This window comes from Pseudomonas sp. GL_139_B, from assembly GCF_057834475.1.
In genome coordinates this window covers 5,848,990-5,873,398 of the sequence record NZ_CM174403.1, presented here as the reverse complement: position 1 = coordinate 5,873,398, position 24,409 = coordinate 5,848,990, and the positions used below count along the sequence as shown (strand labels likewise).

22 protein-coding genes are annotated in these 24,409 nt (G+C 59.0%); 8 read left to right on the top strand and 14 right to left on the bottom strand.

Going from position 1 to position 24,409, the window contains the following annotated elements; genetic code table 11:
- Positions 1-55: 55 nt before the first annotated feature.
- From betA to betI, 3 genes are all read right to left on the bottom strand, one after another.
- A complete protein-coding gene (gene betA, locus AC3ISI_RS26910; protein WP_489334532.1) occupies positions 56-1,759 on the bottom strand; it encodes a choline dehydrogenase in 1,704 nt (567 codons plus the stop codon).
- 180 nt (positions 1,760-1,939) lie between these two features.
- Entirely contained in the window at positions 1,940-3,412 is a 1,473-nt protein-coding gene (gene betB / locus AC3ISI_RS26905; protein ID WP_489334531.1) for a betaine-aldehyde dehydrogenase, read from the bottom strand.
- A 108-nt stretch (positions 3,413-3,520) separates the two neighbouring features.
- Positions 3,521-4,114, bottom strand: a complete 594-nt coding sequence (gene betI, locus AC3ISI_RS26900; protein WP_489334530.1) for a transcriptional regulator BetI — start codon at positions 4,112-4,114, stop codon at positions 3,521-3,523.
- 380 nt (positions 4,115-4,494) lie between these two features.
- On the opposite strand from betI, the gene AC3ISI_RS26895 reads away from it, so the two are divergent.
- A complete protein-coding gene (locus AC3ISI_RS26895) occupies positions 4,495-6,444 on the top strand; it encodes a BCCT family transporter (RefSeq protein ID WP_489337792.1) in 1,950 nt (649 codons plus the stop codon).
- A 197-nt stretch (positions 6,445-6,641) separates the two neighbouring features.
- Here AC3ISI_RS26895 and choV read toward each other — a convergent pair whose 3' ends face one another.
- From choV to AC3ISI_RS26880, 3 genes are all read right to left on the bottom strand, one after another.
- Positions 6,642-7,820 (bottom strand): choline ABC transporter ATP-binding protein, encoded by a 1,179-nt coding sequence (gene choV, locus AC3ISI_RS26890; RefSeq protein ID WP_489334529.1) that lies wholly within the window; start codon positions 7,818-7,820, stop codon positions 6,642-6,644.
- Positions 7,817-8,662, bottom strand: a complete 846-nt coding sequence (gene choW / locus AC3ISI_RS26885) for a choline ABC transporter permease subunit (RefSeq protein ID WP_407010243.1) — start codon at positions 8,660-8,662, stop codon at positions 7,817-7,819. The genes choV and choW overlap by 4 nt, the downstream gene beginning before the upstream one ends.
- Positions 8,663-8,739: 77 nt before the next feature.
- Positions 8,740-9,690: a choline ABC transporter substrate-binding protein gene (locus tag AC3ISI_RS26880; protein ID WP_489334528.1), complete on the bottom strand. Its 951-nt coding sequence runs from the start codon at positions 9,688-9,690 to the stop codon at positions 8,740-8,742.
- A gap of 436 nt (positions 9,691-10,126) precedes the next feature.
- Here AC3ISI_RS26880 and AC3ISI_RS26875 point away from each other — a divergent pair, with 436 nt between their 5' ends.
- On the top strand, positions 10,127-11,503 hold the full coding sequence (locus AC3ISI_RS26875) for an L-serine ammonia-lyase (protein ID WP_489334527.1): 1,377 nt from the start codon (positions 10,127-10,129) through the stop codon (positions 11,501-11,503).
- Between the two features lie 536 nt (positions 11,504-12,039).
- Positions 12,040-13,143, top strand: coding sequence for a choline metabolism transcriptional regulator GbdR (gene gbdR / locus AC3ISI_RS26870; RefSeq protein WP_150780568.1), 1,104 nt, complete (start codon positions 12,040-12,042; stop codon positions 13,141-13,143).
- 97 nt (positions 13,144-13,240) lie between these two features.
- On the opposite strand, the gene AC3ISI_RS26865 is transcribed toward gbdR, so the two are convergent.
- The 6 genes from AC3ISI_RS26865 to AC3ISI_RS26840 all read right to left on the bottom strand — a co-directional run bounded on the left by AC3ISI_RS26865 (position 13,241) and on the right by AC3ISI_RS26840 (position 18,699).
- Positions 13,241-13,504: a hypothetical protein gene (locus tag AC3ISI_RS26865; RefSeq protein WP_489334526.1), complete on the bottom strand. Its 264-nt coding sequence runs from the start codon at positions 13,502-13,504 to the stop codon at positions 13,241-13,243.
- 382 nt (positions 13,505-13,886) lie between these two features.
- Positions 13,887-15,050, bottom strand: coding sequence for a gamma-butyrobetaine dioxygenase (locus AC3ISI_RS26860; RefSeq protein ID WP_489334525.1), 1,164 nt, complete (start codon positions 15,048-15,050; stop codon positions 13,887-13,889).
- Positions 15,051-15,064: 14 nt separating this feature from the next.
- A complete protein-coding gene (locus AC3ISI_RS26855; RefSeq protein WP_489334524.1) occupies positions 15,065-15,541 on the bottom strand; it encodes a thioesterase family protein in 477 nt (158 codons plus the stop codon).
- 118 nt (positions 15,542-15,659) lie between these two features.
- On the bottom strand, positions 15,660-16,625 hold the full coding sequence (locus AC3ISI_RS26850) for an L-carnitine dehydrogenase (protein ID WP_489334523.1): 966 nt from the start codon (positions 16,623-16,625) through the stop codon (positions 15,660-15,662).
- A gap of 140 nt (positions 16,626-16,765) precedes the next feature.
- On the bottom strand, positions 16,766-17,653 hold the full coding sequence (cdhC, locus tag AC3ISI_RS26845; protein ID WP_223515850.1) for a 3-dehydrocarnitine:acetyl-CoA trimethylamine transferase CdhC: 888 nt from the start codon (positions 17,651-17,653) through the stop codon (positions 16,766-16,768).
- Between the two features lie 101 nt (positions 17,654-17,754).
- Entirely contained in the window at positions 17,755-18,699 is a 945-nt protein-coding gene (locus AC3ISI_RS26840) for a choline ABC transporter substrate-binding protein (protein ID WP_489334522.1), read from the bottom strand.
- 209 nt (positions 18,700-18,908) lie between these two features.
- On the opposite strand from AC3ISI_RS26840, the gene AC3ISI_RS26835 reads away from it, so the two are divergent.
- Positions 18,909-19,868, top strand: coding sequence for a GlxA family transcriptional regulator (locus tag AC3ISI_RS26835; protein ID WP_489334521.1), 960 nt, complete (start codon positions 18,909-18,911; stop codon positions 19,866-19,868).
- Between the two features lie 139 nt (positions 19,869-20,007).
- Here AC3ISI_RS26835 and AC3ISI_RS26830 read toward each other — a convergent pair whose 3' ends face one another.
- A complete protein-coding gene (locus tag AC3ISI_RS26830; RefSeq protein ID WP_489334520.1) occupies positions 20,008-20,424 on the bottom strand; it encodes a DUF3010 family protein in 417 nt (138 codons plus the stop codon).
- Between the two features lie 216 nt (positions 20,425-20,640).
- Here AC3ISI_RS26830 and AC3ISI_RS26825 point away from each other — a divergent pair, with 216 nt between their 5' ends.
- Entirely contained in the window at positions 20,641-20,937 is a 297-nt protein-coding gene (locus AC3ISI_RS26825) for a helix-turn-helix domain-containing protein (protein WP_489334519.1), read from the top strand.
- Complete coding sequence (locus tag AC3ISI_RS26820) at positions 20,934-22,172, top strand: type II toxin-antitoxin system HipA family toxin (protein ID WP_489334518.1); 1,239 nt, start codon at positions 20,934-20,936, stop codon at positions 22,170-22,172. The genes AC3ISI_RS26825 and AC3ISI_RS26820 overlap by 4 nt, the downstream gene beginning before the upstream one ends.
- A 4-nt stretch (positions 22,173-22,176) precedes the next feature.
- Here the strand turns inward: AC3ISI_RS26820 and AC3ISI_RS26815 are convergent, their stop codons facing one another.
- On the bottom strand, positions 22,177-22,581 hold the full coding sequence (locus AC3ISI_RS26815; RefSeq protein ID WP_489334517.1) for a lysozyme inhibitor LprI family protein: 405 nt from the start codon (positions 22,579-22,581) through the stop codon (positions 22,177-22,179).
- 234 nt (positions 22,582-22,815) lie between these two features.
- Between AC3ISI_RS26815 and AC3ISI_RS26810 the strand changes: the two genes are divergently transcribed.
- Complete coding sequence (locus AC3ISI_RS26810) at positions 22,816-23,793, top strand: dipeptidase (RefSeq protein WP_033049556.1); 978 nt, start codon at positions 22,816-22,818, stop codon at positions 23,791-23,793.
- Positions 23,794-23,871: 78 nt separating this feature from the next.
- Positions 23,872-24,402 carry a DUF5943 domain-containing protein gene (locus tag AC3ISI_RS26805; protein WP_007947752.1) on the top strand — a complete coding sequence of 177 codons (531 nt, stop codon included), beginning with the start codon at positions 23,872-23,874 and terminating at the stop codon, positions 24,400-24,402.
- Positions 24,403-24,409: the final 7 nt, after the last annotated feature.

The following is a 24,409-nucleotide window of genomic DNA, read 5'->3' as shown; positions in this document are numbered from 1 at the left end:
CTCGAACTGTAGGAGCTGAGCTTGCTCGCGATGGGCGCACCTCGGTGTAACGGTTTTACTGAGCAGTAGCGCTCACTTCCCGCAACGGCTTGCCCCGCACCGGTGCATCACCGGCCACGAAGTAGGCAGCCTTGCTGCGCGGCAGCGGCTGACGGCCACGAATCTTGTCGGCGATTTTCTCGGCGATCATGATCGTTGGCGCGTTCAGGTTGCCGGTAGTGATGATCGGCATGATCGAGGCATCGACCACACGCAGACCTTGCATGCCATGCACACGACCTTCGCCATCAACCACCGCCATTTCGTCGGTGCCCATCTTGCACGAGCAGGACGGGTGGAACGCGGTTTCGGCGTGTTCGCGGATGAACTTGTCGAGCTGCTCATCGGTTTGCACGTCGATGCCCGGGCTGATTTCACGGCCACGGAAAGCGTCCAGCGCAGGCTGCTGCATGATTTCGCGGGTCAGGCGGATGCCGTCACGGAATTCCTGCCAGTCCTGCTCGGTGGCCATGTAGTTGAAGAGGATGCTCGGGTACTCGCGCGGGTCTTTCGACTTCGCTTGAATACGGCCACGGCTTGGCGAACGCATGGAGCCCATGTGCGCCTGGAAACCGTGCTCTTTCACACCGTTGCTGCCGTTGTAGTTAATCGCGACCGGCAGGAAATGGTATTGGATGTTCGGCCAATCGAATTCCGGGCGGGTACGAATGAAACCGCCGGCTTCGAACTGGTTGCTGGCGCCGATGCCGGTGCCGTTGAACAGCCATTCGGCACCGATGGCCGGCTGGTTGTACCAGAGCAGCGACGGGTACAGCGAAACCGGTTGGGTGCAGGCGTATTGCAGGTACAGCTCAAGGTGATCCTGCAGGTTTTCGCCGACGCCTGGCAGGTCATGGACCACCGGGATGTCGAGCGTGTTCAGCAGGTCGGCCGGGCCGACACCGGAGCGTTGCAGAATCTGCGGCGAAGCGATGGCGCCGGAGCACAGCAGCACTTCTTTGCGGGCGCGGACTTCAACGCGCTCTTCAGCGGCGCCGATCAGGTAACGCACGCCGACCGCACGCTTGCCTTCAAACAGGATCTTGTCGGTCAGGGCCTGGGTGACGATGGTCAGGGTCGAGCGCTTCTTGGCGACGTCCAGGTAACCGCGAGCGGTGCTGGCGCGACGGCCGTTCGGCGTCACGGTACGGTCCATCGGACCGAAGCCTTCCTGCTGGTAACCGTTCAGGTCTTCGGTGCGCGGGTAACCGGCTTGCACACCGGCTTCAACCATGGCGTGGAACAGCGGGTTGTTGCCGGCTTTTGGCGTGGTCACGCTGACCGGACCGTCGCCACCGTGGTAGTCGTTCGGGCCGATGTCACGGGTTTCGGCTTTGCGGAAGTACGGCAGGCAGTTCAGGTAGTCCCAGTCTTCCAGACCTGGCAGCTTGGCCCAGTTGTCGTAGTCCATCGCGTTGCCGCGGATGTAGCACATGCCGTTGATCAGCGAAGAACCACCGAGGCCCTTGCCGCGACCGCATTCCATCCGGCGACCGTCCATGTGTGGCTCTGGATCGGTTTCGTAGGCCCAGTTGTAGCGACGGCCTTGCAGCGGGAACGCCAGGGCTGCGGGCATTTGTGTGCGGAAGTCGAAACGGTAGTCCGGGCCGCCGGCTTCGAGCAGCAGAACGGTGACGCCTTCGTCTTCAGTCAGACGGGTCGCCAGGGTGTTACCGGCCGATCCGGCACCGATGATGATGTAATCGAATTCTTGGGACATTGAATGCACCCTCTTTGAAGTTGGTCAGGTCGCGGCCATGGCGAGTGCTGCGCACTCGATTCGCGGGCAAGCCTCGCTCCTACAGGGCCGAGGTTTGCCGCAGGTTTTGTGCACGACACAAAACCTGTAGGAGCGAGGCTTGCCCGCGAAGGCGTCCTCGCAGGCGAAGCAGATGCCGTTTTAGAAAACCGAGGCGTAATCGCCCAGTTCGACCTGTACCGATTTGATGCGGGTAAAGTTGTTCAGCGAGCTGATGCCGTTTTCACGGCCAACACCCGACTGCTTGTAACCACCGACCGGCATCTTGGCGTCGGATTCGCCCCAGGCGTTGATCCAGCAGATACCGGCTTCCAGTTGATGAATCACGCGGTGAGCGCGGTTCAGGTCTTTGGTGACGACACCAGCGGCCAGGCCGAAGTCGGTGTCGTTGGCGCGACGGATCACTTCTTCTTCGATTTCGTAAGTCAGGATGCTCATCACCGGGCCGAAGATCTCTTCGCGAACGATGGTCATCTCGTCGGTGCAGTCGGTGAACACGGTCGGGGCCACGAACGCGCCCTTGGCGAATTCGCCGTCAGTCATACGACCGCCGCCACACAGCACGCGAGCGCCTTCTTCCTTACCTTTGGCGATGTAGCCCAGCACGCTTTCCATGTGGGCGAAGCTGACCAGCGGACCGAAGTTGGTGTTTTCGTCTTCCGGGTTGCCAACGCGGATGCGTGCAACGCGTTCAACGATCTTGGCTTCGAAAGCTGCCTTCAGGTGGCTCGGTACGAACACGCGAGTGCCGTTGGTGCAGACCTGGCCGGAGCTGTAGAAGTTGGCCATCATTGCGGTGTCGGCGGCGCGATCGAGGTCGGCGTCGTCGAAAATGATCAGCGGGGACTTGCCGCCCAGCTCCATGGTCACGTCTTTCAGCGACGAGGCAGAAGCGCTGGCCATCACCTTCTTGCCGGTGTCGGTGCCGCCGGTGAAGGAGATTTTTTCGATGCGTGGGTGTTCGGTCAACCAGGTGCCGACTTCACGCCCGCTGCCGGTCAGTACGTTGAACACGCCCGCTGGCAGGCCGGCTTCGGTGTAGATCTCGGCCAGTTTCAGGGTGGTCAGGGAGGTGACTTCGCTTGGCTTGAAGATCATCGCGTTACCGGCCGCCAGGGCCGGTGCAGATTTCCACAGGGCGATCTGGATCGGGTAGTTCCACGCGCCGATACCGGCCACGACGCCCAGTGGCTCGCGACGGGTGTAGACGAACGACGTGGTGCGCAGTGGGATCTGCTCGCCTTCGATGGCCGGCACCAAACCTGCGTAGTACTCCAGCACGTCAGCGCCGGTGACGATGTCGACGTAACGGGTTTCCGAGTACGACTTGCCAGTGTCCAGGGTTTCCAGGGCGGCCAGTTCATCGTTGCGCTCGCGCAGGATGTCGACGGCACGACGCAGGATGCGCGAACGCTCCATGGCGGTCATCGCGGCCCAGATTTTCTGGCCCTTTTCGGCACTGACGACAGCGCGCTCAACGTCTTCCTTTGTCGCGCGTTGTACTTTTGCGAGGACTTCACCGTTAGCCGGGTTGATGGCTTCGAAAGTGGCGTCGCTGCTGGCGTCACTGTAGCCGCCATCGATGTAGAGTTTTTGCAGTTCGAAACGGGCCATAAAGTCCTCGCAAGAGCATAAGTGGGTTGGCGGTAACCACTGGACGTGCCGTGGAGCATTGGCGACGCTGGCCAGTGGCGGTTCGGGGGTTGAGCGTTTATGTGTGCTCTAACTCACCCGCTTGGCCAGTTGGATATCCATGTATTCGTAAGCGATCTGTTGCGCCTGCTCGGTGTCGAAAGCGTCTCCCGACAACGCGCCTCGCAACCACAAACCGTCAATGAGGGCTGCCAGGCCACGGGCTGCACTGCGCGCATCATCGAGCGGCAATACACGGCGGAACTGGCAGCACAGGTTGGAATACAGACGGTGATCGTTGATCCGCTGCAACCTGTGCAAAGACGGCTGGTGCATGCTGGTGGCCCAGAAGGCCAGCCAGGTTTTCATTGCCGGGCCATTGACCTGGCTGGCGTCGAAGTTGCCTTCGATGATCACCTGCAGATGCGCCCGCGGGCTGTCATCTGTCAGCGCCAGTCGGCGCGCGGTGACGTTCTCGCTCAGGACAGTCATCAGGTACCCCATGGTGGCGGCAATCAGGCCATTCTTGTCCTGAAAATAGTGACTGATGATGCCATTCGAGACACCGGCCAAACGGGCGATCAGCGCAATGCTGGCGTCCCCCATGCCGACCTGATCGACGGCCAGCAATGTGGCTTCGATCAATTGCTGGCGGCGGATGGGTTGCATACCGACCTTGGGCATTTTGCACATCTCCTTAGGCCTTCCGGTGGACGTCAAACGGCTACCGGATTGAGGGCCAGTCTATTTTGTTTTGATTGAACGTTCAATCAACAAAGAATAAGATCTGCGACAAATCGTCGCTGCCAACAGGTTTTTCCTGCGTGTAGCGGGCGGAAAAACGACATTCCAAACTGCTCGAAACCTACGCGCACTGGCGCTCTCGGGGTTTCGGGCTTTTTTCGGGGTGTCTTTATATCACCCACCGGTCGGCTGCCCACTAACCGATTGGTCGGGTATCGCGTTGCCTTGTGTTCTTCTCTCGCACTGCCTGGAGCATCTGTGCCATGAGTTCTGCCTCTCTTATAAAGACCCCACCCGATAAGGTGACGGTCAACGGTTGGGTGTTCTACACCTCTACCGCGTTGATCCTGTTGTTGACCGCCATTCTGATCATCGCCCCGCAAGAGGCCGGCAGATTGCTCGGTATTGCTCAGGCCTGGTTGTCCCGCAGCTTCGGCTGGTACTACATGGTGGTGATCGCCGCCTACCTGGTGTTCGTGGTGGGCCTGGCGTTTTCCTCCTACGGCAAGCTCAAACTCGGCAGCAAGGACGACACCCCGGACTTCAGCTACGGCGCCTGGGCGGGGATGCTGTTCTCGTCGGGTATCGGCATCTCGCTGTTGTACTTCGGTGCTTCCGAGCCGCTGGACCACTACTTCAACCCGCCGGAAGGCGTGGCCGCCAGCAACATGGCCGCCCGTCAGGCCGTTCAGCTGACGTTCCTGCACTGGGGCCTGCATGGCTGGGCGATTTACGCACTGGTCGGTCTGGCCGTTGCCTACTTTGCTTACCGTCATAACCAGCCGCTGGCGCTGCGTTCGGCGCTGTATCCGCTGGTGGGCGAACGTTGGGTCAAAGGTGCGGCCGGTCATGCGGTGGACGGCTTTGGCATGTTTGTGACCCTGTTGGGTCTGGTGACGAACCTGGGGATTGGTTCGTTGCAGGTGTCGTCGGGCCTCGAAAACCTGTTCGGCATGGAACACAGCAACACCAACCTGCTGATCGTGATCATCGTGATGAGCACCGTGGCGACCATCGCCGCCGTGTCCGGCGTGGAAAACGGCATCCGCCGTCTGTCCAACCTGAACATCGTGTTGTTCAGCGGTTTGCTGATTTTTGTGCTGCTGTTCGGCCCGACCCTGCACTTGCTCAACGGCTTCGTGCAGAACATCGGTGACTACCTGAACGGCGTGGTCCTGAAAACTTTCGACCTCTATGTGTACGAAGGCGACAGTGAAAAGTCCGACCGCTGGTTGGGTCTGTGGACCCTGTTCTACTGGGCGTGGTGGATTTCCTGGGCGCCATTCGTGGGCATGTTCATCGCGCGTATTTCCCGTGGTCGCACGGTGCGTGAACTGGTGGCCGGCGTGCTGCTGATTCCGCTGGGCTTCACCCTGGCGTGGCTGTCGATCTTCGGTAACTCGGCCCTGGACCTGGTGATGAACCATGGGGCGGTGGAGCTCGGAAAGACGGCGCTCGAACAGCCGTCCATGGCGATCTACCAGTTGCTGGAGCATTACCCGGCGTCGAAGGTTGTGATTGGCGTATCGATCTTTGTCGGTTTCGTGCTGTTCCTGACCCCTGCGGATTCCGGCGCGGTGATGATGGCCAACCTTTCGTGCAAGGGCGGCACCGTCGACGAAGATGCGCCGCATTGGCTGCGGATCTTCTGGTCTGCGGTGATCACCCTGGTGACCATCGGCCTGCTGTTCGCCGGTAACTTCGAAGCCATGCAAACCATGGTGGTGCTGGCCGGTCTGCCGTTCTCGGTGGTGCTGGTGTTCTTTATGTTTGGCTTGCACAAGGCCATGCGCCAGGACGTGCAGATCGAACAAGAGCAAGCGGAGTTGGCTGCGCGCGGTCGTCGGGGTTTCAGCGAGCGTTTGACTCAGCTGGACCTGCAACCGAACCAGTCGATCGTTCAACGGTTCATGGACAAGCAAGTCAGCCCGGCGCTGGAAGTCGCGACGGTGCAATTGCGTGCTCAAGGTCTGGATGTGCAGACGTTGCTGGGCAAGTCGAAACGCTGCATGGGCGTGCGGATCGAGATGGAAGAGGGCAACCCTTTTGTCTACGAAGTGAGCCTGGATGGCTATCTGGCGGGGGCAAGCGACACGGCGTCGGCTGAAAGTGCTGATGAGCCGCGTGCGCGCTACTACCGCGCCGAGGTGTACCTGCACAACGGCAGCCAGGACTACGACTTGATGGGCTTCACCCAGGATCAGATCACCCGTGACGTGCTCGATCAGTTTGAAAGCCATCGGCAGCTCCTTGGCCGGGTGTACAGCTAAGTAACAGGCGACGCGGTATTTCTGTCTGAAGCACCGCGTCAGCTTCATCGCCAGCAGGCTGGCTCCCACATTGGAATGCATTCTCCTGTGGGAGCTAGCCTGCTAGCGATGGGGCCATCAGCATCAAAGCTGAATTACCCGCTATCCCGATAAACAAAAACGCCGCGATCCTCTCGCGGCGTTTTGTGTCTGCTGTCTTAGCCCAGATTCTTGCCGAGCAACGCGTGATATAGCTCGCTGTCCCCGAGAATCCCGACCACTTTGTGGTTGTCGTGCAGCACCAGTTTATTGCCGGTCTGATAACGAATCTGCAGCGCATCGCGCATGCCGATGTTCGAGTCCACCAGTGTCGGCCGACGCCCCAGGCCTTCAACCGCTTGCCCAGGGATCCAGTTCTGCAGGTCCAGGCTCGCGCCGTTCTGGCGGGCGCCTTTGATGGTGTTGCCTTCGGCCAGGTCCAGCCACGAATCGCCGCCCGGATCGAGGCAAACCGAGCCGTTGATGCGCTTGCAGTTGTCCAGCGTGCGCATCAGGCTGCGGCCGCACAACACGTTCAGCGGATTGGTGTGCGCGACGAAGGTCCGCACGTAGTCGTCCGCCGGGTTCAGCACGATCTCTTCCGGCTTGCTGTATTGAATGATCCGGCCGTCTTTCATGATCGCAATGCGGCTGCCGAGCTTCAGGGCTTCATCGAGGTCGTGACTCACGAAGACGATGGTCTTGTGCAGCTTGCGTTGCAGTTCCAGCAGTTCGTCTTGCAGGCCCTGGCGGATCAGCGGGTCGAGTGCCGAGAACGGTTCGTCCATCAGCAAAATGTCGGCGTCCATCGCCAGCGCGCGGGCCAGACCCACACGTTGCTGCATGCCACCGGAAAGCTCGTCGGGTTTCTTGTTGCGCCACTGGGTCAGGCCTACCAGTTCCAGCTTGTCGTCCACCAGTTTGCGCCGCTCTTTCTCCGGGCGACCCTGCATTTCCAGGCCGAAACTGATGTTCTCGCGCACCGTCAGCCAAGGCATCAGGGCGAACTTCTGGAACACCATCGCAATGCGCTTGGTGCGCATCATTTTCAGCTCTGCCGGGGTGCAAGAGGCAATGTCTATTTGCTTGCCTTCGTGCTCGACGAATAACTTGCCACGGCTGACGGTGTTGAGGCCGTTGATGCAGCGCAGCAGGCTGGACTTGCCCGAGCCTGACAGGCCCATCAGCACGCAGATTTCACCTTTTTCGATGTCCAGGCTGGCCTTTTCAACGCCGACAATCTGCCCGGTCTTTTTCAGGATCTGGTCGCGGGTCATGCCCTGGTCGAGAAGCTTGAGCGCCTCGCGTGGGTCTTTGGAGAAGATTACGTCGACGTCTTCGAAGCGAATAATGCTCATGCGTCACCCCCTACTTTAGCGTCGGGTTGTTTGCAGATACGGTCGAGCATGATCGCCAGCAATACGATCGCCAGGCCCGCTTCAAAGCCCAGGGCGATATCAGCAGTGTTCAGTGCGTTGACCACGGGTTTGCCCAGGCCATCGGCGCCCACCAGTGCCGCGATCACCACCATCGACAGCGACAGCATGATGCACTGGGTGATGCCGGCCGCGATGCTTGGCATGGCGTGGGGCAGTTCAATCCGTGAGAGCAGTTGACGGCGCGAGCAGCCGAAGGCTTTGCCGGCGTCCATCAGTTCCTGTGGAACATCGCGAATGCCCAGGTAGGTCAGGCGGATAGGCGCGGCAATCGCGAACACCACCGTCGAGATCAAGCCCGGGACCACACCCAGCCCGAAGAGGGTCAGGGTAGGAATGAGGTACACGAAGGTCGGCACGGTCTGCATCAGATCGAGCACCGGACGCATCAGTGTGTAGAACATCGGTTTGTGCGCGGCGACGATGCCCAACGGCACGCCGATGACCACGCAGACCAGGGTGGCGAACAGCACCTGGGCGAGGGTTTCCATGGTTTCCTGCCAGTACCCGAGGTTTAGGATCAGCAGGAAAGAGGCGATGACGAAAACCGTCAGTCCCCATTTGCGTTGAATGAAGTGTGCCAGCAGCGCGATGAGGCCGATCAATGCCAGCGGGTTGAACCAGGTCAGCGCAAAAGTCACGCCGTGGATCATCGTTTCCAGTGTTACCGCGATTGCGTCGAAGGTGCTGGCGCCGTGTTGCGTCAACCATTCAACGAAGCCCGCGATGTACTGGCCTAAAGGGATTTTCTGATCAATCAGCATGGTAGTGAACGTCCGCATGCAAGGAAATAAACAGCCCGGACGGCTCAAGCCGCCCGGCGTAAGCGTTGCTCCTTAATTCAAGGCTGCGCGAGCTTGGCTTTCACGGCCTCCAGGCCAGGTTTACCGTCAATGGTGGTCACGCCAGCGAGCCAGGTATCGAGGACCTGTGGATTCTTTTTAAGCCAGGCCTTGGCGGCCGCGTCAGGCTTCATCTTGTCGTCCAGGATGTTGCCCATCAGAGAGCTTTCCATGTCGACGTTGAACTCCAGGTTCTTCAGCAGTTGGCCGACGTTGCTGCATTCCTGGGAGTAACCCTTGCGGGTGTTGGTTGCCACGGTGGCGGCACCGAAGTCCGGGCCGAAGTAGTCGTCACCGCCGGTCAGGTATTGGATCTTGAAGCGCTTGTTCATCGGGTGCGGCGCCCAGCCGAGGAAGACCACGGCGGTGTCGCGCTTCTGCGCGCGATCGACCTGCGACAACATGCCGGCTTCGCTGGACTCGACTACTTTGAAACCAGCGTCTTTAAGGCCGAAGGCGTTCTTGTCGATCATACTCTGGATCAGGCGATTGCCGTCGTTACCTGGCTCAATGCCGTAAATTTTACCGTCGAGTTCTTTCTTGAATTTGGCGATGTCGGCGAAGTCATGCAGCCCTTTGTCGTACAGCGCTTGTGGCACGGCGAGGGTGTACTTGGCGCCGGTCAGGTTGGTGCGCACGACGTCGACGGTGCCGGCATCGCGGTAAGCCTTGATGTCGTTTTCCATGGTCGGCATCCAGTTCCCCAGGAAGACGTCCATGTTCTTGCCGTCGGCCAGGGACTTGTAGGTCACCGGCACGGAAATCATCGTGGTTTTGGTCTTGTAGCCGAGGGCGTCGAGCACGACGCTGGTGGTGGCTGTTGTCGCGGTAATGTCGGTCCAGCCGACATCGGAGAAGTTTACGGTGCTGCACTGAGCGGGTTCAGCGGCTTGAGCCAGTAACGGCAGACTCAGCATGGCGGCCAACAACAACGACGGGGAACCTTTCATGGATGGACTCCTTGGTGTTTTTTTTGGCAGTGTTCCGACTGGACCACCGCACTTATAGGTTGCGGTTGGATGGCGTTTTGGAGACATCTCTGCCACGGCGCCTTGCAATCGAGTCGATACGATCATGTACCAGTGAAAATCTGACGCCTACAGGGTGCGTCGTAACCAGTACAGGGAGGGTCGCATCCAGTGTCGGTGACGTCGTTTACAGCTTTTTTCAGCCCTCTTTCTCCCTCTGATCCGCTAAAAAACGGCGAAAACATTGCGTCGGCGCCCTGCGGCGTTAGCGGGCATGAGTGCGTCGGTGTGAGACGTCGAACGACATGACAAAAGCCTGATGATGCGGCCATCTCGGCGGATTGCAGCTTGAGCGTAGCAGCTTCGCCACTGGGCGCTTTTTGCGTCTGGAGTCGGCACATCCAGGAGTTCGGCAGTAATGGCTATCAGTGTTTTCGACCTGTTCAAAATCGGCATCGGCCCTTCCAGTTCACACACCGTGGGGCCTATGCGGGCTGCCGCATTGTTTGTTGAGTCACTGCGGGAGAAGCATTTGCTGGAGCAAGTGCGTCGCGTCGAAGTTCAACTGTACGGTTCGTTGTCGGCCACCGGCATCGGTCACGGCAGCGACAATGCGGTGATCATGGGCCTGATGGGCGAGTGGCCGGACGCGATCGACCCGTCGCAAATCGGCATCCGCATCGCAACACTGCGCGAAACCCACACGCTGCTTCTCGACGGTCGCTTGTCGGTGCCCTTCGTCTGGGCTCGCGACATGCGCTTGATCGACGAAAACCTGCCGTTCCACCCCAATGCCATGACCTTGATTGTCGAAGGCGATCACGGCGAGCTGCATCGCGACACCTACTATTCCGTCGGCGGTGGTTTTGTCGTGGATGAGGCCCAGGCGTCCAGTGGTGTGGTCGATCTGGACCGCACCGTGTTGCCGTACGATTTCTCCAGCGCCGTCGAACTGTTGAGCCTTTGCCAGACGCACAACCTGCGCGTGGCTGAATTGATGATGGCCAACGAGAAAGTCTGGCGCAGTGAAGAAGAAATCCGCGCCGGCCTGATGACGCTTTGGCGCGCCATGCAGGATTGCGTCGACCAAGGCCTCAAGCACGAAGGCATCTTGCCCGGCGGTTTGAATGTGCGTCGTCGCGCGGCGAAGCTGCACCGCAGCTTGCAGGAGCTGGGCAAACCGAATGTGATTGGCTCGACCTTGAGTGCCATGGAGTGGGTCAATCTGTACGCGCTGGCGGTTAACGAAGAGAACGCGGCCGGTGGGCGCATGGTGACAGCGCCGACCAACGGCGCGGCAGGGATCATTCCGGCGGTGTTGCACTACTTTATGAAGTTCAGCGAATCGGTGACGGATGCCAATGTCGTCGACTATTTCCTCAGCGCCGCAGCCGTGGGGATTCTGTGCAAAAAGAACGCCTCGATTTCCGGTGCCGAAGTCGGTTGCCAGGGCGAAGTCGGTTCGGCCTGCGCGATGGCGGCGGCGGGGTTGGCGGAGATTCTCGGCGCTACGCCGGAACAGTTGTGCAACGCAGCCGAAATCGGCCTGGAACACAACCTCGGTCTGACCTGCGACCCGGTGGGCGGGCTGGTACAAGTGCCATGTATCGAGCGCAACGCGATTGCGGCGGTGAAAGCGATCAACGCGGCGCAGATGGCGCTGCGTGGGGATGGTCAGCACTTTATCTCGCTGGACCGGGTGATCCGCACCATGCGCGATACCGGCGCCGACATGCATGACAAATATAAAGAGACCTCGCGGGGTGGGTTGGCGGTTAGTGCGGTGGAGTGCTGATACCGAGTCGACCCCATCGCGAGCAGGCTCACTCAGGATTTGTTGTGTATTCAAAAACTGATGCTCACCACAAATCCCTATAGGAGTGAGCCTGCTCGCGATAGCTGTAGACCAGTCAAAATTGCGCGCTAAGTGAACACCTGATCCCAAACACGCCACCTTTTGGCGCGTCGCTTACAGATAAGCGATTTTCCAAAACTCAGGGATCCAAAGCAGCCCTGACCACCCGTCCCCCGTGCCTGCGGTGACACTCTTTCCCGTCAGCTCACAGCCCTGTTCCCACAAGTGCTACCGATTTGCTCACCACTAGCGGGGCAGGGCACTTGCTCTGCCTGATGGCACTTTTATCCCCTGTTTCACGCGCGTCATATCCAGACACATTCCGACGTCGTTTTCAGGAGTTATTGAACGCGCATTCAATTTTAGGCATGGCAATTGCTCTGTCATTACAAAGCCCGTCTCCCACGCGAGAACGATGGCAATAAAAAGAGCCTCCGCCTGAGGCCATCACCCGCTTTGTGTGAGGAGATACCGCGATGACGACGTTCAACTCCGGGGCCCAACCCCAGAACCGTGCGCCTCAATCCATCGGCTTTTTGCTGCTGGACAATTTCACGCTGATTTCTCTGGCCTCCGCAGTAGAACCCCTGCGCATGGCCAACCAATTGTCTGGCCGTGAGCTGTATCGCTGGACCACGATCACAGTCGACGGTGGTCAGGTCTGGGCCAGTGACGGTCTGCAGATCACCCCCGACTGCTCGATGCACAAAGCGCCCGCCCTGGACACCATCATCGTCTGCGGCGGTATCGGTATCCAACGCACTGTTACCCGTGAGCATGTCTCATGGCTGCAAAGCCAGGCGCGTCAGTCCCGTCGTCTCGGCGCGGTCTGCACCGGCAGCTGGGCCCTGGCCTGCGCCGGCCTGCTGGACGGTTTTGATTGCAGCGTGCACTGGGAATGCCTGGCCTCGATGCAGGAAGCCTTCCCGCGCGTGGTCATGAGCACGCGTTTGTTCACCCTGGACCGTAACCGTTTCACCAGTTCCGGCGGCACCGCGCCACTGGACATGATGCTGCACCTGATCAGCCGCGATCACGGCCGTGAACTGTCCGCCGCGATCTCGGAAATGTTTGTCTACGAACGTATCCGTAACGAGCAGGACCACCAGCGTGTGCCGCTCAAGCACATGCTCGGGACCAATCAGCCGAAGTTGCAGGAAATCGTGGCGCTGATGGAAGCCAACCTCGAAGAGCCGATCGACCTTGACGAACTGGCGGTGTACGTCGCTGTTTCGCGTCGACAGCTGGAGCGACTGTTCCAGAAGTACCTGCACTGCTCGCCGTCGCGTTACTACCTGAAACTGCGCCTGATCCGCGCCCGGCAGTTGCTCAAGCAAACGCCGATGTCGATCATCGAAGTGGCGTCGGTCTGCGGCTTCGTTTCCACACCGCACTTCTCCAAGTGCTACCGCGAATACTTCGGCATTCCACCGCGTGACGAGCGTGTAGGTTCCAACACCACGCAACAGGTGGCGATGATGCCGCTGCCGCAGGCACTGGTGCTGTCGCCGTTGTCCGGGCCGTTGTCGGCGTTGAGTCAGGCGCGGAATGAGTCGACTTTTGCCAGTGTAAGGCTCTAAACCGGGTTGGCTTCATCGCGAGCAGGCTCGCTCCCACGGGGATTTTCAGTGTGATGGAGATCCAGTGTGGGAGCGAGCCTGCTCGCGATGGGGTCTATCAGGTTCGGGAGCTCTGCTGATACTCCGCCAATGCCGGCAGCAATTGCTTGTCGATAGCCTGGCGCACCGCTGGCAGGATGGTCGCGCTGCTGGTGTACATCTGCTTGACCATGGTCCGCAGTTCCATTGCCCGTTCGTTGTTCAAGCCCCTTACCGCACATTCGCAAGCCTGCTCGGCAGTGGCGCCCTGAGGCACTGCAAATCCCAGCGCTTTGAGCTGGCCCAACAGGTCTTCCTGGTCGATCAAATCGGCGTACATCATGACGCAATCCTTCTTCAGGGAACGGTGTCTTGGCTCGATTCTCGTAGGGGGATGCGGCGGCGGCAAGGGCGATTTGTCGCAATGGCTGCAATAACTATGAGCAGGTCGTTTTCGGCTAACTTGCGAATCAAGTGAGTAGGCACACTGGACTCAGCTGGCATCACGAAGGTTTGGTCACCCTCGCGCAACGGCTCCTCGACAGTACCCTCCTCAGCTCCGATCTTGTCACGGCTTGATCGGGGTTTTTTTTGTCTGTAAATCAAGGAAAGTTGTGTTGTCTGGGCTGACGCCTTCGCGAGCAGGCTCGCTCCCACATTTGTTCTGCGGCGTTCACAGATCCAGTGTGGGAGCGGGCTTGCCCGCGATGAACGATGACGCGGATTTAGCGTTGCAACACAAGGATGCGCGACAACAACTCATCACGGTCAACATAGCACCCCTGAAAATGCCGGGCACCGCTGGCAGGGTCGAACGCATTTCGGGCATGAAGGGTGCGGCGATTGTCGAAGCACCACAGCTCGCCGGGATTGAGCCGCGTCATCACCCGAAACCGCACTTCGCGGGTCATCGCAATGAACCGTCGATAAGCGTGATACAGCCTGGGCATCTGCTCCACCGACGCATCAAACGGCCCCCGCAGAAAATTCGCCATGCGGATTTCCGACACTTGCCCCCGTGCATCCAGCGCAATGATCGGCGCCAGGCAGCGGTAGTCGCTGTGACGGTCCTTGTTGCGGAATTCCACTGGGATTTCGCAGAGACTTTTAAACGCCTCGGGATCCTCATTGCGCAAGGCTTCGGCAATGGCAAAGCCGTCGACGAAAATACTCTCGCCACCGTCGGCGTCATTGACCAGACAATGCAGAAATTGCAGCCCCGGTTGCAGCTCCCGGGTTGGCAGATCGCTGTGCAACGGCAGGTTGAAAGCGGTGTAGGCATTGCTGTCGGCATCGGCCTTGGATTGCACGTTGAACAGCACGCCGAAATTGCTCTCGCGGATGAAGGAAATCCGTTGGGCGATCAGCTTCAGCGAACCTGGCTCAGTAGGCACACCGCGAACCTGGGTCAGGCCGACATCGCGCACCGCCAGCAGCCATTGCAGCAGGGCGTCGTTGTCATTCATCAACGCCTGGTAATCGAACACCGGCAACTGCAAATCATGGTGCCAAAGCCTGGCTTTTGGTTTGCCGGCCTGGCGTTCGGCGCGGGATTCATCGTCGTAGGCGTGGGCGCGCAACCAGCCTGGGTCGAAGCGGCTGAGATGGCCATCTTCCCACTCGACGCTGAGACAACCTTCAACATCGACGCTTGCCCCGCTCGGTATCAGGGCTTGCGCGACATCGACGATTTCCAGCACTTGCTCGCGGGTCACGGTATAGACGCATTGCGGGCAGGGGCAATTGTCCCGTAACCATTGGTGATGAAAGGGGCTGACGCGATGATCGGCCCACTTCACCAGAATTCGGTCCGCCAAGGATTGCACGCCAACGAGCGCGCTGATCAACGGGTAGGTACGGAAGTCGGCAAAAGCGGCGGCGGTGTTCAATGGCGATCTCCTTATTATTTTTTTGGGGGTAAAGCGATCACTCGGCCAATGTAGTCTGGGGTGGGCAGGTCGGCTTGCTCGGCAACGATGGCTTGCAGCTTGCTCAGCGATAGTTCGCTGAACGGTGCGGATCGTGGCCCGGCGAGGTCGACGTGAAGCAACATCTGCTCGTTGCCGGCCAGTTCCTTGTCATCGCCCACCAGGTGGAGGCTGTGATAGAGGTGCAGGCGTTTGCTGTCGTGGCCGATGATTTGGGTGCGCACTTCGACATCGGCGTCGAGCTTCACTTCGTGCAGGTAATTGAGGTGCAACTCAAGGGTGAACAGCGAGTTGCCGCTGGCTTCGCGGTTGTTGCTGTCCATGCCGAGCCGATCCATCAGCGCGTCGGTAGCGTAGCTGAAAATCAGCAGATAGAAGGCGTCGCGCAGGTGGCCGTTATAGTCGACCCAGTCGGGGATGATTTTGGTGCTGTAGGTCGTAAGAGCGGGCATACGATCAAGTCCTGTAGTAAGGAGAGCCTGTAGGAGCCGGCTTGCCGGCGAATGGGGCCGCGCGGTGTGACAGATATACCGCTTTCGCTGACAAGCCAGCTCCTACAGGGGGCCCTGTTTAGTCGGCAAAGGCCATCCCATGCTTCTCTTTGGTGGTCTTCACGGCCTCCAGCACTGCCAGCAGGCAATCATCACGATAACGCTCCAGCGCCGAGATACTGTGCGTGCCCAATTGATCAGTGGTGCCATCCACCACATCATCAATCAATTTGTCGGTCAACTCTGGCGCGGGCAGATACGTCCACGGCAACTGCAGGGCCGGACCGAACTGCGCCATGAAGTGGCGCATCCCGGCATCGCCGCCGGCCAGGGTGTACGTCAAGAACGTGCCCATGAACGACCAACGCAGGCCCGCGCCAAAACGAATCGCATCATCGATTTCACCGGTGGTCGCCACGCCGTCGTTCACCAGGTGCAGCGCCTCACGCCAGAGTGCTTCGAGCAAGCGGTCGGCGATAAAGCCGGGAACTTCCTTGCGCACGTGCAGCGGACGCATGCCCAAGGATTCATAGACTTTCATTGCCGCATGAACGGCTTCCGGCGCGGTGTTTTTGCCGCCGACTACTTCCACCAATGGCAGCAGGTAAACCGGGTTGAACGGGTGGCCGACTACGCAGCGTTCCGGGTGTGTTGCGCTCTCGTAGAACTCGCTCGGCAACAGGCCCGAGGTGCTGGAACCGATCAAGGCATTTGGCTTGGCCGCGGCGCTGATTTTGCTGTGCAGTTCCAGTTTAAGTTCCAGGCGTTCCGGGGCGCTTTCCTGAATAAAGTCCGCATCGCGTACGCATTCTTCAATCGTTGCGACAAAGCGCAGGCGATCCTGAGAAGCGCCCGGCGCCAGGCCTTGTTTTTCCAGTGCGCCCCAAGCATTGGCGACGCGGTTGCGCAGGGCGGCTTCGGCACCGGGAGCCGGGTCCCAGGCCACGACGTCGAGGCCATGGGCGAGGGCACGAGACACCCAGCCGCTGCCGATGACACCGCTGCCCAGGGCTGCGAAGGTTTTGATTTCGGTGATGAAGGTCATGGCAACGTCCTAAAGAGTTCGATGATCTGCTGTAGGAGCCGGCTAGCCGGCGAAGGCGATTTCAGCACCGCAGAAAATGCGGCGGATGTACCGGCCTCTTCGCCGGCAAGCCGGCTCCTACAGGAGGTGGGGATAACGGCTTAACCGCGCTTGGTCAGGCCCATTTTTTTGCGACCTTCAGCCGGGGTCAGCACGCGGGCGCCGAGGCGGCTAAGAATCTCGCTGGCGCGTTCGACCAGTTGGCCGTTGGTCGCCAGTACGCCTTTGTCCAGCCAGATGTTGTCTTCCAGGCCGACCCGCACGTTGCCGCCGAGCAGCACTGCCTGAGCGGCCATCGGCATCTGCATGCGACCGATGCCGAAACCCGCCCACACTGCGTTGGCCGGCAGGTTGTCGACCATGGCTTTCATGGTGGTGGTGTCGGCCGGCGCGCCCCACGGGATGCCCAGGCACAGCTGGAACAGCGGGTCGTCGAGCAGGCCTTCCTTGATCAACTGCTTGGCGAACCACAGGTGACCGGTGTCGAAAATTTCCAGCTCGGCTTTCACGCCCAGCTCTTGAATGCGTTTGGCGCCAGCACGCAGCTGGGCTGGGGTGGACACGTAAATAGTGTCCCCATCTCCGAAATTCAGGGTGCCGCAATCGAGGGTGCAGATTTCCGGCAGCAGTTCTTCGACATGCGCCAGACGAGTCAGCGGGCCGACCAGATCGGTGTTCGGGCCGAACTCCATCGGGTTCTCGCCGGCGCCGATCTCCAGGTCGCCGCCCATGCCGGCGGTGAGATTGACGATGATGTCGACATCGGCCTCGCGGATGCGCTCCATCACTTCACGGTACAGCGCCACGTCGCGGCTGAACTTGCCGGTTTCTGGGTTGCGCACGTGGCAGTGGACCACGGTGGCGCCGGCCTTGGCGGCTTCCACGGCGGCCGCGGCAATTTGTTTCGGGGTGACCGGCACGTGTGGGCTTTTGCTGGTCGTGTCGCCAGCACCGGTGAGTGCGCAGGTGATGATGACGTCGTGATTCATGGGGCGGTTCCTTACAGGCAAGTGCTTTTTAGGAGAAAGGCAAGGCGTAACAATCCCGTTCGCAGCCCGGTCAGGCTGCGAATCGGTGGTTCGGTTCGGGTCTATTTACTGGTCAGTTTCAGGTTTTCAGCCGCGGGTTTGCCATCGAAGGTGGTCACCCCTTCGAGCCAGCGCTGCTTGTCTTGCGGGTGATCTTTCAACCATTGCTTGGCCGATTCAAAGGCGTCCTTGTGATCCAGCAGTGGCTGCATCATCCGGCTCTCGTCTTCGGCGGTGTAGGTCAGGTTGCTCAGCAAACGACCGATGTTCGGGCACTGCTCGGCGTATGTCGGCGCAGTGACGGTCCAGACCGTGGCCTTACCTTCGTTCGGGCCCAGCGCGTCGTCACTGCCAGTGAGATAGGTCATCTTCACGTTGACGTTCATCGGGTGCGGCGCCCAGCCGAAGAACACCACGGCCTCGTTGCGGCGCACGGCGCGATCCACTGCGGCGAGCATGCCGGCTTCGCTGGATTCGACCAGCTGGAATTTGCCGAGGCCGAACTGGTTCTTGGCGATCATTGCCTTGATCTGGGTATTGGCGCCCGAGCCAGGCTCGATGCCGTAGATCTTGCCGCCCAGTTCTTTCTCGAACTTGGCGATGTCGGCGAAGGTTTTCAGGCCCTTGTCGGCAAGGTATGTCGGTACAGCCAGGGTGGCGCGGGCGTCTTCCAGGCTAGGGGCTTGCATCACTTTGACCTGTTTGCCATCGACGAACGGGGTGATGGTCTGGGTCATCAGCGGGTTCCAGTAGCCCAGGAACAAATCCAGGCGCTGGTCGCGGATCCCGGCAAAGATGATTTGCTGGGACGCGCTGGTTTGTTTGGTGTTGTAGCCAAGGCCATCAAGCAGGACCTGGGTCATGGCGCTGGTAGCGATTACGTCAGTCCAGTTCACTACGCCCATGCGCACGTTCTGGCACGATGCGGGTTCGGCGGCCATGACGCTGGCGCTCAGCAAAGCGGTACCACTGAGTGCAAGAACACAGCTGCTGATCAGTCGTTTCATCTCAGGTCCCTCGGCAGTTCGTTATTGTGGGTCCGGTCGTCTTTTTGCGCCGGTGATGCCACGTTACCCAGCTCAAGGCCTATGAAAGCGCACTACGGCGACCAGCACTTGCACTGCAGCGACCTGTCCTCTTGAATGCCGCTTGCAAGTGGCGTATCAACGTCCATACGCTCCCCGCCCTCTCGCTACCTGCCAATCGAGTGCGCTCCATGTCCCAGGATTTCTACTTCTTGTTGATGCCGGGTTTCTCGGCCATTGGATTCATCTCGGCCATCGAGCCGCTGCGGGTCGCCAATCGCTTTCGTGGCGAGCTGTACCGCTGGCATGTGTTGAGCGCTGACGGCGGGGCGGTGCTGGCCAGTAACGGCATGTCGGTCAACGCTGACGCGGCGCTGGAACCGCTGAAAAAAGGTGCAATCCTATTGGTGGTCGCCGGTTTCGAACCGCTGAAATTCGCCACTCCGGCACTGGAACACTGGCTACGACGTCTCGACAACGAAGGCGTGACCCTCGGCGCCATCGACACCGGCAGCTTTATCCTTGCCGAGGCTGGCCTGCTCGACGGCCATCGCCTGACCCTGCACTGGGAAGCCATCGACGCGTTCAAGGAATCCTATCCGCAGCTGAGCGTCACCCAGGAGCTGTTCGAAATCGACCGCCGCCGTATCACCTCGGCTGGCGGCACCGCCTCCATCGACCTGATGCTCGATCTCATCGCCCAGGCCCATGGCCCGGAACTGGCGATCCAGGTCAGCGAACAATTCGTACTCGGCCGCATCCGCCCGCGCAAAGACCACCAGCGCATGGAAGTCGCCACGCGTTATGGCATCAGCAACAAGAAGCTTGTCCACGTTATCGGCGAGATGGAACAGCACAGCGAACCGCCGCTGAGCACGCTGGAACTGGCGGAATCGATCAAAGTGACGCGGCGGCAGCTGGAACGATTGTTTCGCCTGCACCTGAACGACACGCCGAGCAATTTCTACCTGCGTTTACGGTTGGAAAAGGCGCGGCAGTTGTTGCGGCAGACGGATATGAGTGTGCTGGAGGTGAGCATTGCGTGCGGGTTTGAATCGCCGTCGTATTTCACGCGTAGCTATCGGTCGAAGTATGCGCGGTGTCCGCGCGAGGACCGCCGACGGTTAGGTGATGGGCGAGAGCTGGTCTGAACGCAGACTCCGACAACACCAAAGAATTCCTGTGGGAGTGAGCCTGCTCGCGATGGCGGTCAATCATACAAGTTGATGTTGACTGATCCACCGCTATCGCGAGCAGGCTCGCTCCTACAGTTTTGATTTGCTGTGGATCTTACTTCTTCATCAGTGCCGAGCAGGCTGCTTTGTAGGCTTCATGCTGATACTTGTTCAGCGTCGCCGGCAGTTCGAAATTGTGCTTCTTGCTCTGCGCATTAATCGTCTGTGGCGACAGCAGCGTCACCTCGCAATTCTCCAGCAACTGGAAAACACCTTCGATCTTGAACGTGGTCGGCCCACCGGCAAATTCTCCTTTCTTGCTGCGCTTCTTGATCGCAATCCGGTCGATGGAGTTCTCACGCACGAACGATGCGACCTGAGCGGCAAAGACTTTGACGTTCGCCGCGTCCTCGTCATCGTCGAGGGCGATTTTCTTGGTGGCCAGCGCAACGTGGCTCAGCACTTGGTCGTCGAGGGAGGTCACGGCGATGATTGCTTCGCTGCCTTTGATTTCGATGCCGCAGACTTTCATTTTTGTCCCTTTCCCGGTAGATGATGAGCAGCTTATAGCTCAAGCAATAAACACGGTTGCACAAAAGGTCTGAGTGATATTTTGGTTTTTGAAATAAAAGATAAAATATTGCCAATTAATTTCTAAAAAATGATTTATGAGGTCAATTGTTATCCTTTAAATTATGTTGATATATCGCGCTGCTACACTTGCTCACATTCCTTTTGAGGTCGACTCATGGCCCTTACCCATATCCTCTACTCCCCCGGCGAGATCGCTTTACAGATTGCCGGGAATGCCAAGCGCCTGAGACTCAGTAAAAACCTTTCGCGACGCACACTCGCCCAAAAATCAGGTGTCCCTGAGTCGAATATCAAGCGTTTTGAAACGACCGGCAAGATTTCTCTGGATGGCTTGTTGCTGATTGCAATTTGCCTCGGGGCGGAGGATCCGTTGACGAATCTGTTTGCCTCTACTCCATCGTTGACACTCCAGGAACTGAAAAACTACGAAAGGTCTCGTGGCCGACAATGAAAGCCATCAACGCACTCAGCGTCATGCTTCAAGGATCAAGAGTCGGCGAATTGGTCGCGATTCCTCGTCGGGGCGTGTTCTTTTCTTACGATCCAGGTTGGCTGGCGAACGGATTCAACCTTGCGCCGTTTCATATGGATTTCTCGGTCAAACCCCAGAGCGCAGCTGATCCGCTACTGTTCGACGGCTTGCACGGCGCGTTCAGCGATTCGTTGCCCGATGGCTGGGGATTGCTGCTCATGGATCGATTCCTTCGCAGTCAGTTGGGTGTCGAGCGCCACGCAATTGGCCCGCTGGATCGTCTGGCCTACATGGGCAATCGCAGCATGGGCGCGCTTGAATATGTGCCGATGTTCGAAACCGTTGAAGCAGACGAAGACCTCGACCTGGCTGCCCTCTACGAGGCTTCACAAACGATACTTTCAGGCAGCACTGACGAGGTCATCAATTCTCTGCGACTGGCGGGCGGTTCCCCCGGTGGTGCACGACCTAAAGCGGTGATTGGTCTTTCGCCGGACAAACATCGCGCCGTTTCGTCATTTGGCGAAATGCCTGTGGGTTATGAGCACTGGTTAATCAAGTTTCGCTGTGATGAGGAACATCGTGATAGCGGCGCCATTGAGCAGGTTTATGCATTGATGGCCCGTCGGGCAAGGATCGAAATTTCCGAGTCGAAACTGTTTCAGGTAGAAACCACCAAGGGTGCAGAGAAATTCTTCGCCACGAAACGCTTCGATCGGGAAAAAGGTGCCAAGCGCCACATGCTTACCGCTGCGGCGATTCTATACGCAGACTTCCGTACGCCAAGCCTCGATTACAGTGATTTACTACGAGCGACCTGGGCAATGACCAAGGACGCGGCCGAGGTCGAGAAAATGGCCCGATTGATGGTTTTCAACGCTCTCGCTCATAACCACGACGATCACGCGAAGAACTTCTCGTTTTTTGGCGACAAGGATGGCTGGAAAATGGCACCGGCCTATGACCTGACCTTTTGCAGCACCGCAGGGCGCGGCAACGAGCACACCACAGCATTCGCGGGAACAGGTAGACCCACACGCAAGGCTCTTACTGAGGTGTGCAAACCTTTCAGTTTCCTTGCGCCCGAACGCTACATAGAACAAACGCTGGATGCTTTTTCCGGGTGGAGTGCCTGTTGCACCGATCTGGAAATCGATAAAACGGCGAGCAAAAAACTGCTGACCACTCTTGAGTCAGTGTGGCAGGCGCTCTAACGCATCACTCCTGCCCAATCGACTCCAAAAACTCCGACCGCTCATCACTCATCCGTGCGAAGCAATCATTCTGCGCAATGGTGAACGCCTTGCTACCGCTGGTCGCCGGAAATGCCTCAACTGCGCAATCCGCATCCCGGGTCTTGAGCCATTGCTGCTGGGCGGCCTTGAGCTTGGCAGAGATGTCGGCCAGTTGTGCCGGGTTCTTGCCGTAGGCCGTTTGCATGCGCTCGGCCAGGCTTTGGTAGTTGTCCTTCAGCAACTCTTCGGCGGTGGTTCTGCTGTAGACCGAGCATTCCATAGTCTGGATGTCGTTCTCGACTTTGTCGCAGGGGTTGTTGTCGTCGGACTCTTCAGCCGCGTGTACGCCCGTCGCTATCAGTGCCAAAGCCAGGATGATCGATTTCATTGCGCCGCCGCCCCAATCCAATAGTGCATTCAGTAAAGCAACGAATTCTGGCCCATGCGCAGGCCCTTGAACAGGTAGGCGATCGTGCCTTGTAACGACCCTTTGTCGCGGATTGACGCTTTCGGCAAACCCCCTGTCGTTTTTGCACCCGGCTACCAAGGCACCGAGGCATATGCTGGCCCCAAAGCGCCGGCACACGATTCGGCGCATGAATCGCTAATAGGGGACAGCCTGATGAGCCCAGCCGAATTGCACGCCGACAGTATCGTTATCGACGGGCTGATTATCGCCAAGTGGAACCGTGAACTGTTCGAAGACATGCGCAAGGGCGGTCTGACCGCAGCCAACTGCACCGTGTCGGTGTGGGAGGGCTTCCAGGCGACCGTCAACAATATCGCCGCCAGCCAGAAGTTGATCCGTGAGAACAGCGACCTGGTGATTCCGGTACGCACCACCGCCGACATCCGTAAAGCCAAGGAACAGGGCAAGACCGGCATCCTCTTCGGCTTCCAGAATGCTCACGCGTTCGAAGACCAGATCGGTTACGTCGAGGTGTTCAAGCAGCTCGGCGTCGGCATCGTGCAGATGTGCTACAACACCCAAAACCTGGTGGGCACCGGCTGCTACGAGCGCGATGGCGGCCTGTCGGGTTTCGGTCGCGAAATCGTCGCCGAGATGAACCGCGTGGGCGTTATGTGCGACCTGTCCCACGTGGGCTCCAAGACTTCTGAAGAAGTCATCCTCGAATCGAAGAAGCCGGTCTGCTACTCCCACTGCCTGCCGTCGGGTCTGAAAATTCACCCGCGCAACAAGTCCGATGAAGAACTGAAGTTCATCGCCGATCACGGCGGTTTCGTCGGCGTGACCATGTTCGCGCCGTTCCTGGCCAAGGGCATCGATTCGACCATCGACGATTACGCCGAAGCCATCGAGTACGTGATGAACATCGTCGGCGAAGACGCCATCGGTATCGGCACCGACTTCACCCAGGGCCATGGCCAGGACTTCTTCGAATACCTGACCCATGACAAAGGCTACGCCCGCCGCCTGACCAGCTTCGGCAAGATCATCAACCCGCTGGGCATCCGCACCGTCGGCGAGTTCCCGAACCTGACCGAAACCCTGCTCAAGCGCGGCCATTCCGAGCGCGTGGTCCGCAAGATCATGGGCGAGAACTGGGTGAACGTTCTCAAAGACGTCTGGGGCGAATAAGCCGCCGCACTTCTGAATCCTTTCCCGCTGCCGTCCGTGCAGCGGGCAACACAACGAATTTTCTGGAGTTAAGTTTCCATGGCCAAGATCGCCCCGCAATTGCCAATCGAAGTCGACAGCGAAACCGGTGTCTGGACCTCCGACGCCCTGCCGATGCTGTATGTGCCACGTCACTTCTTCGTGAATAACCACATGGGCATCGAGGAAGTGCTCGGCGCCGAAGCCTACGCTGAAATTCTCTACAAGGCCGGCTACAAATCCGCCTGGCACTGGTGTGAAAAAGAAGCTGAATGCCACGGCCTGGAAGGCGTCGCGGTATTCGAGCACTACATGAAGCGTCTGTCGCAACGTGGCTGGGGCCTGTTCAAGATCCAGGACATCGACCTCGACAAAGGCACCGCCAGCGTCAAACTCGAACACTCGGCGTTCGTCTACGTCTACGGCAAGGTCGGGCGCAAGGTCGACTACATGTTCACCGGCTGGTTTGCCGGTGCCATGGACCAGATTCTGCAAGCCCGTGGCAGCAAGATCCGTACGGTTGCCGAGCAAGTCTACGGTGGCTCCGAAGAAGGCCACGACGACGGCCTGTTCACCGTCAAGCCGTTGTAAGTCGAGG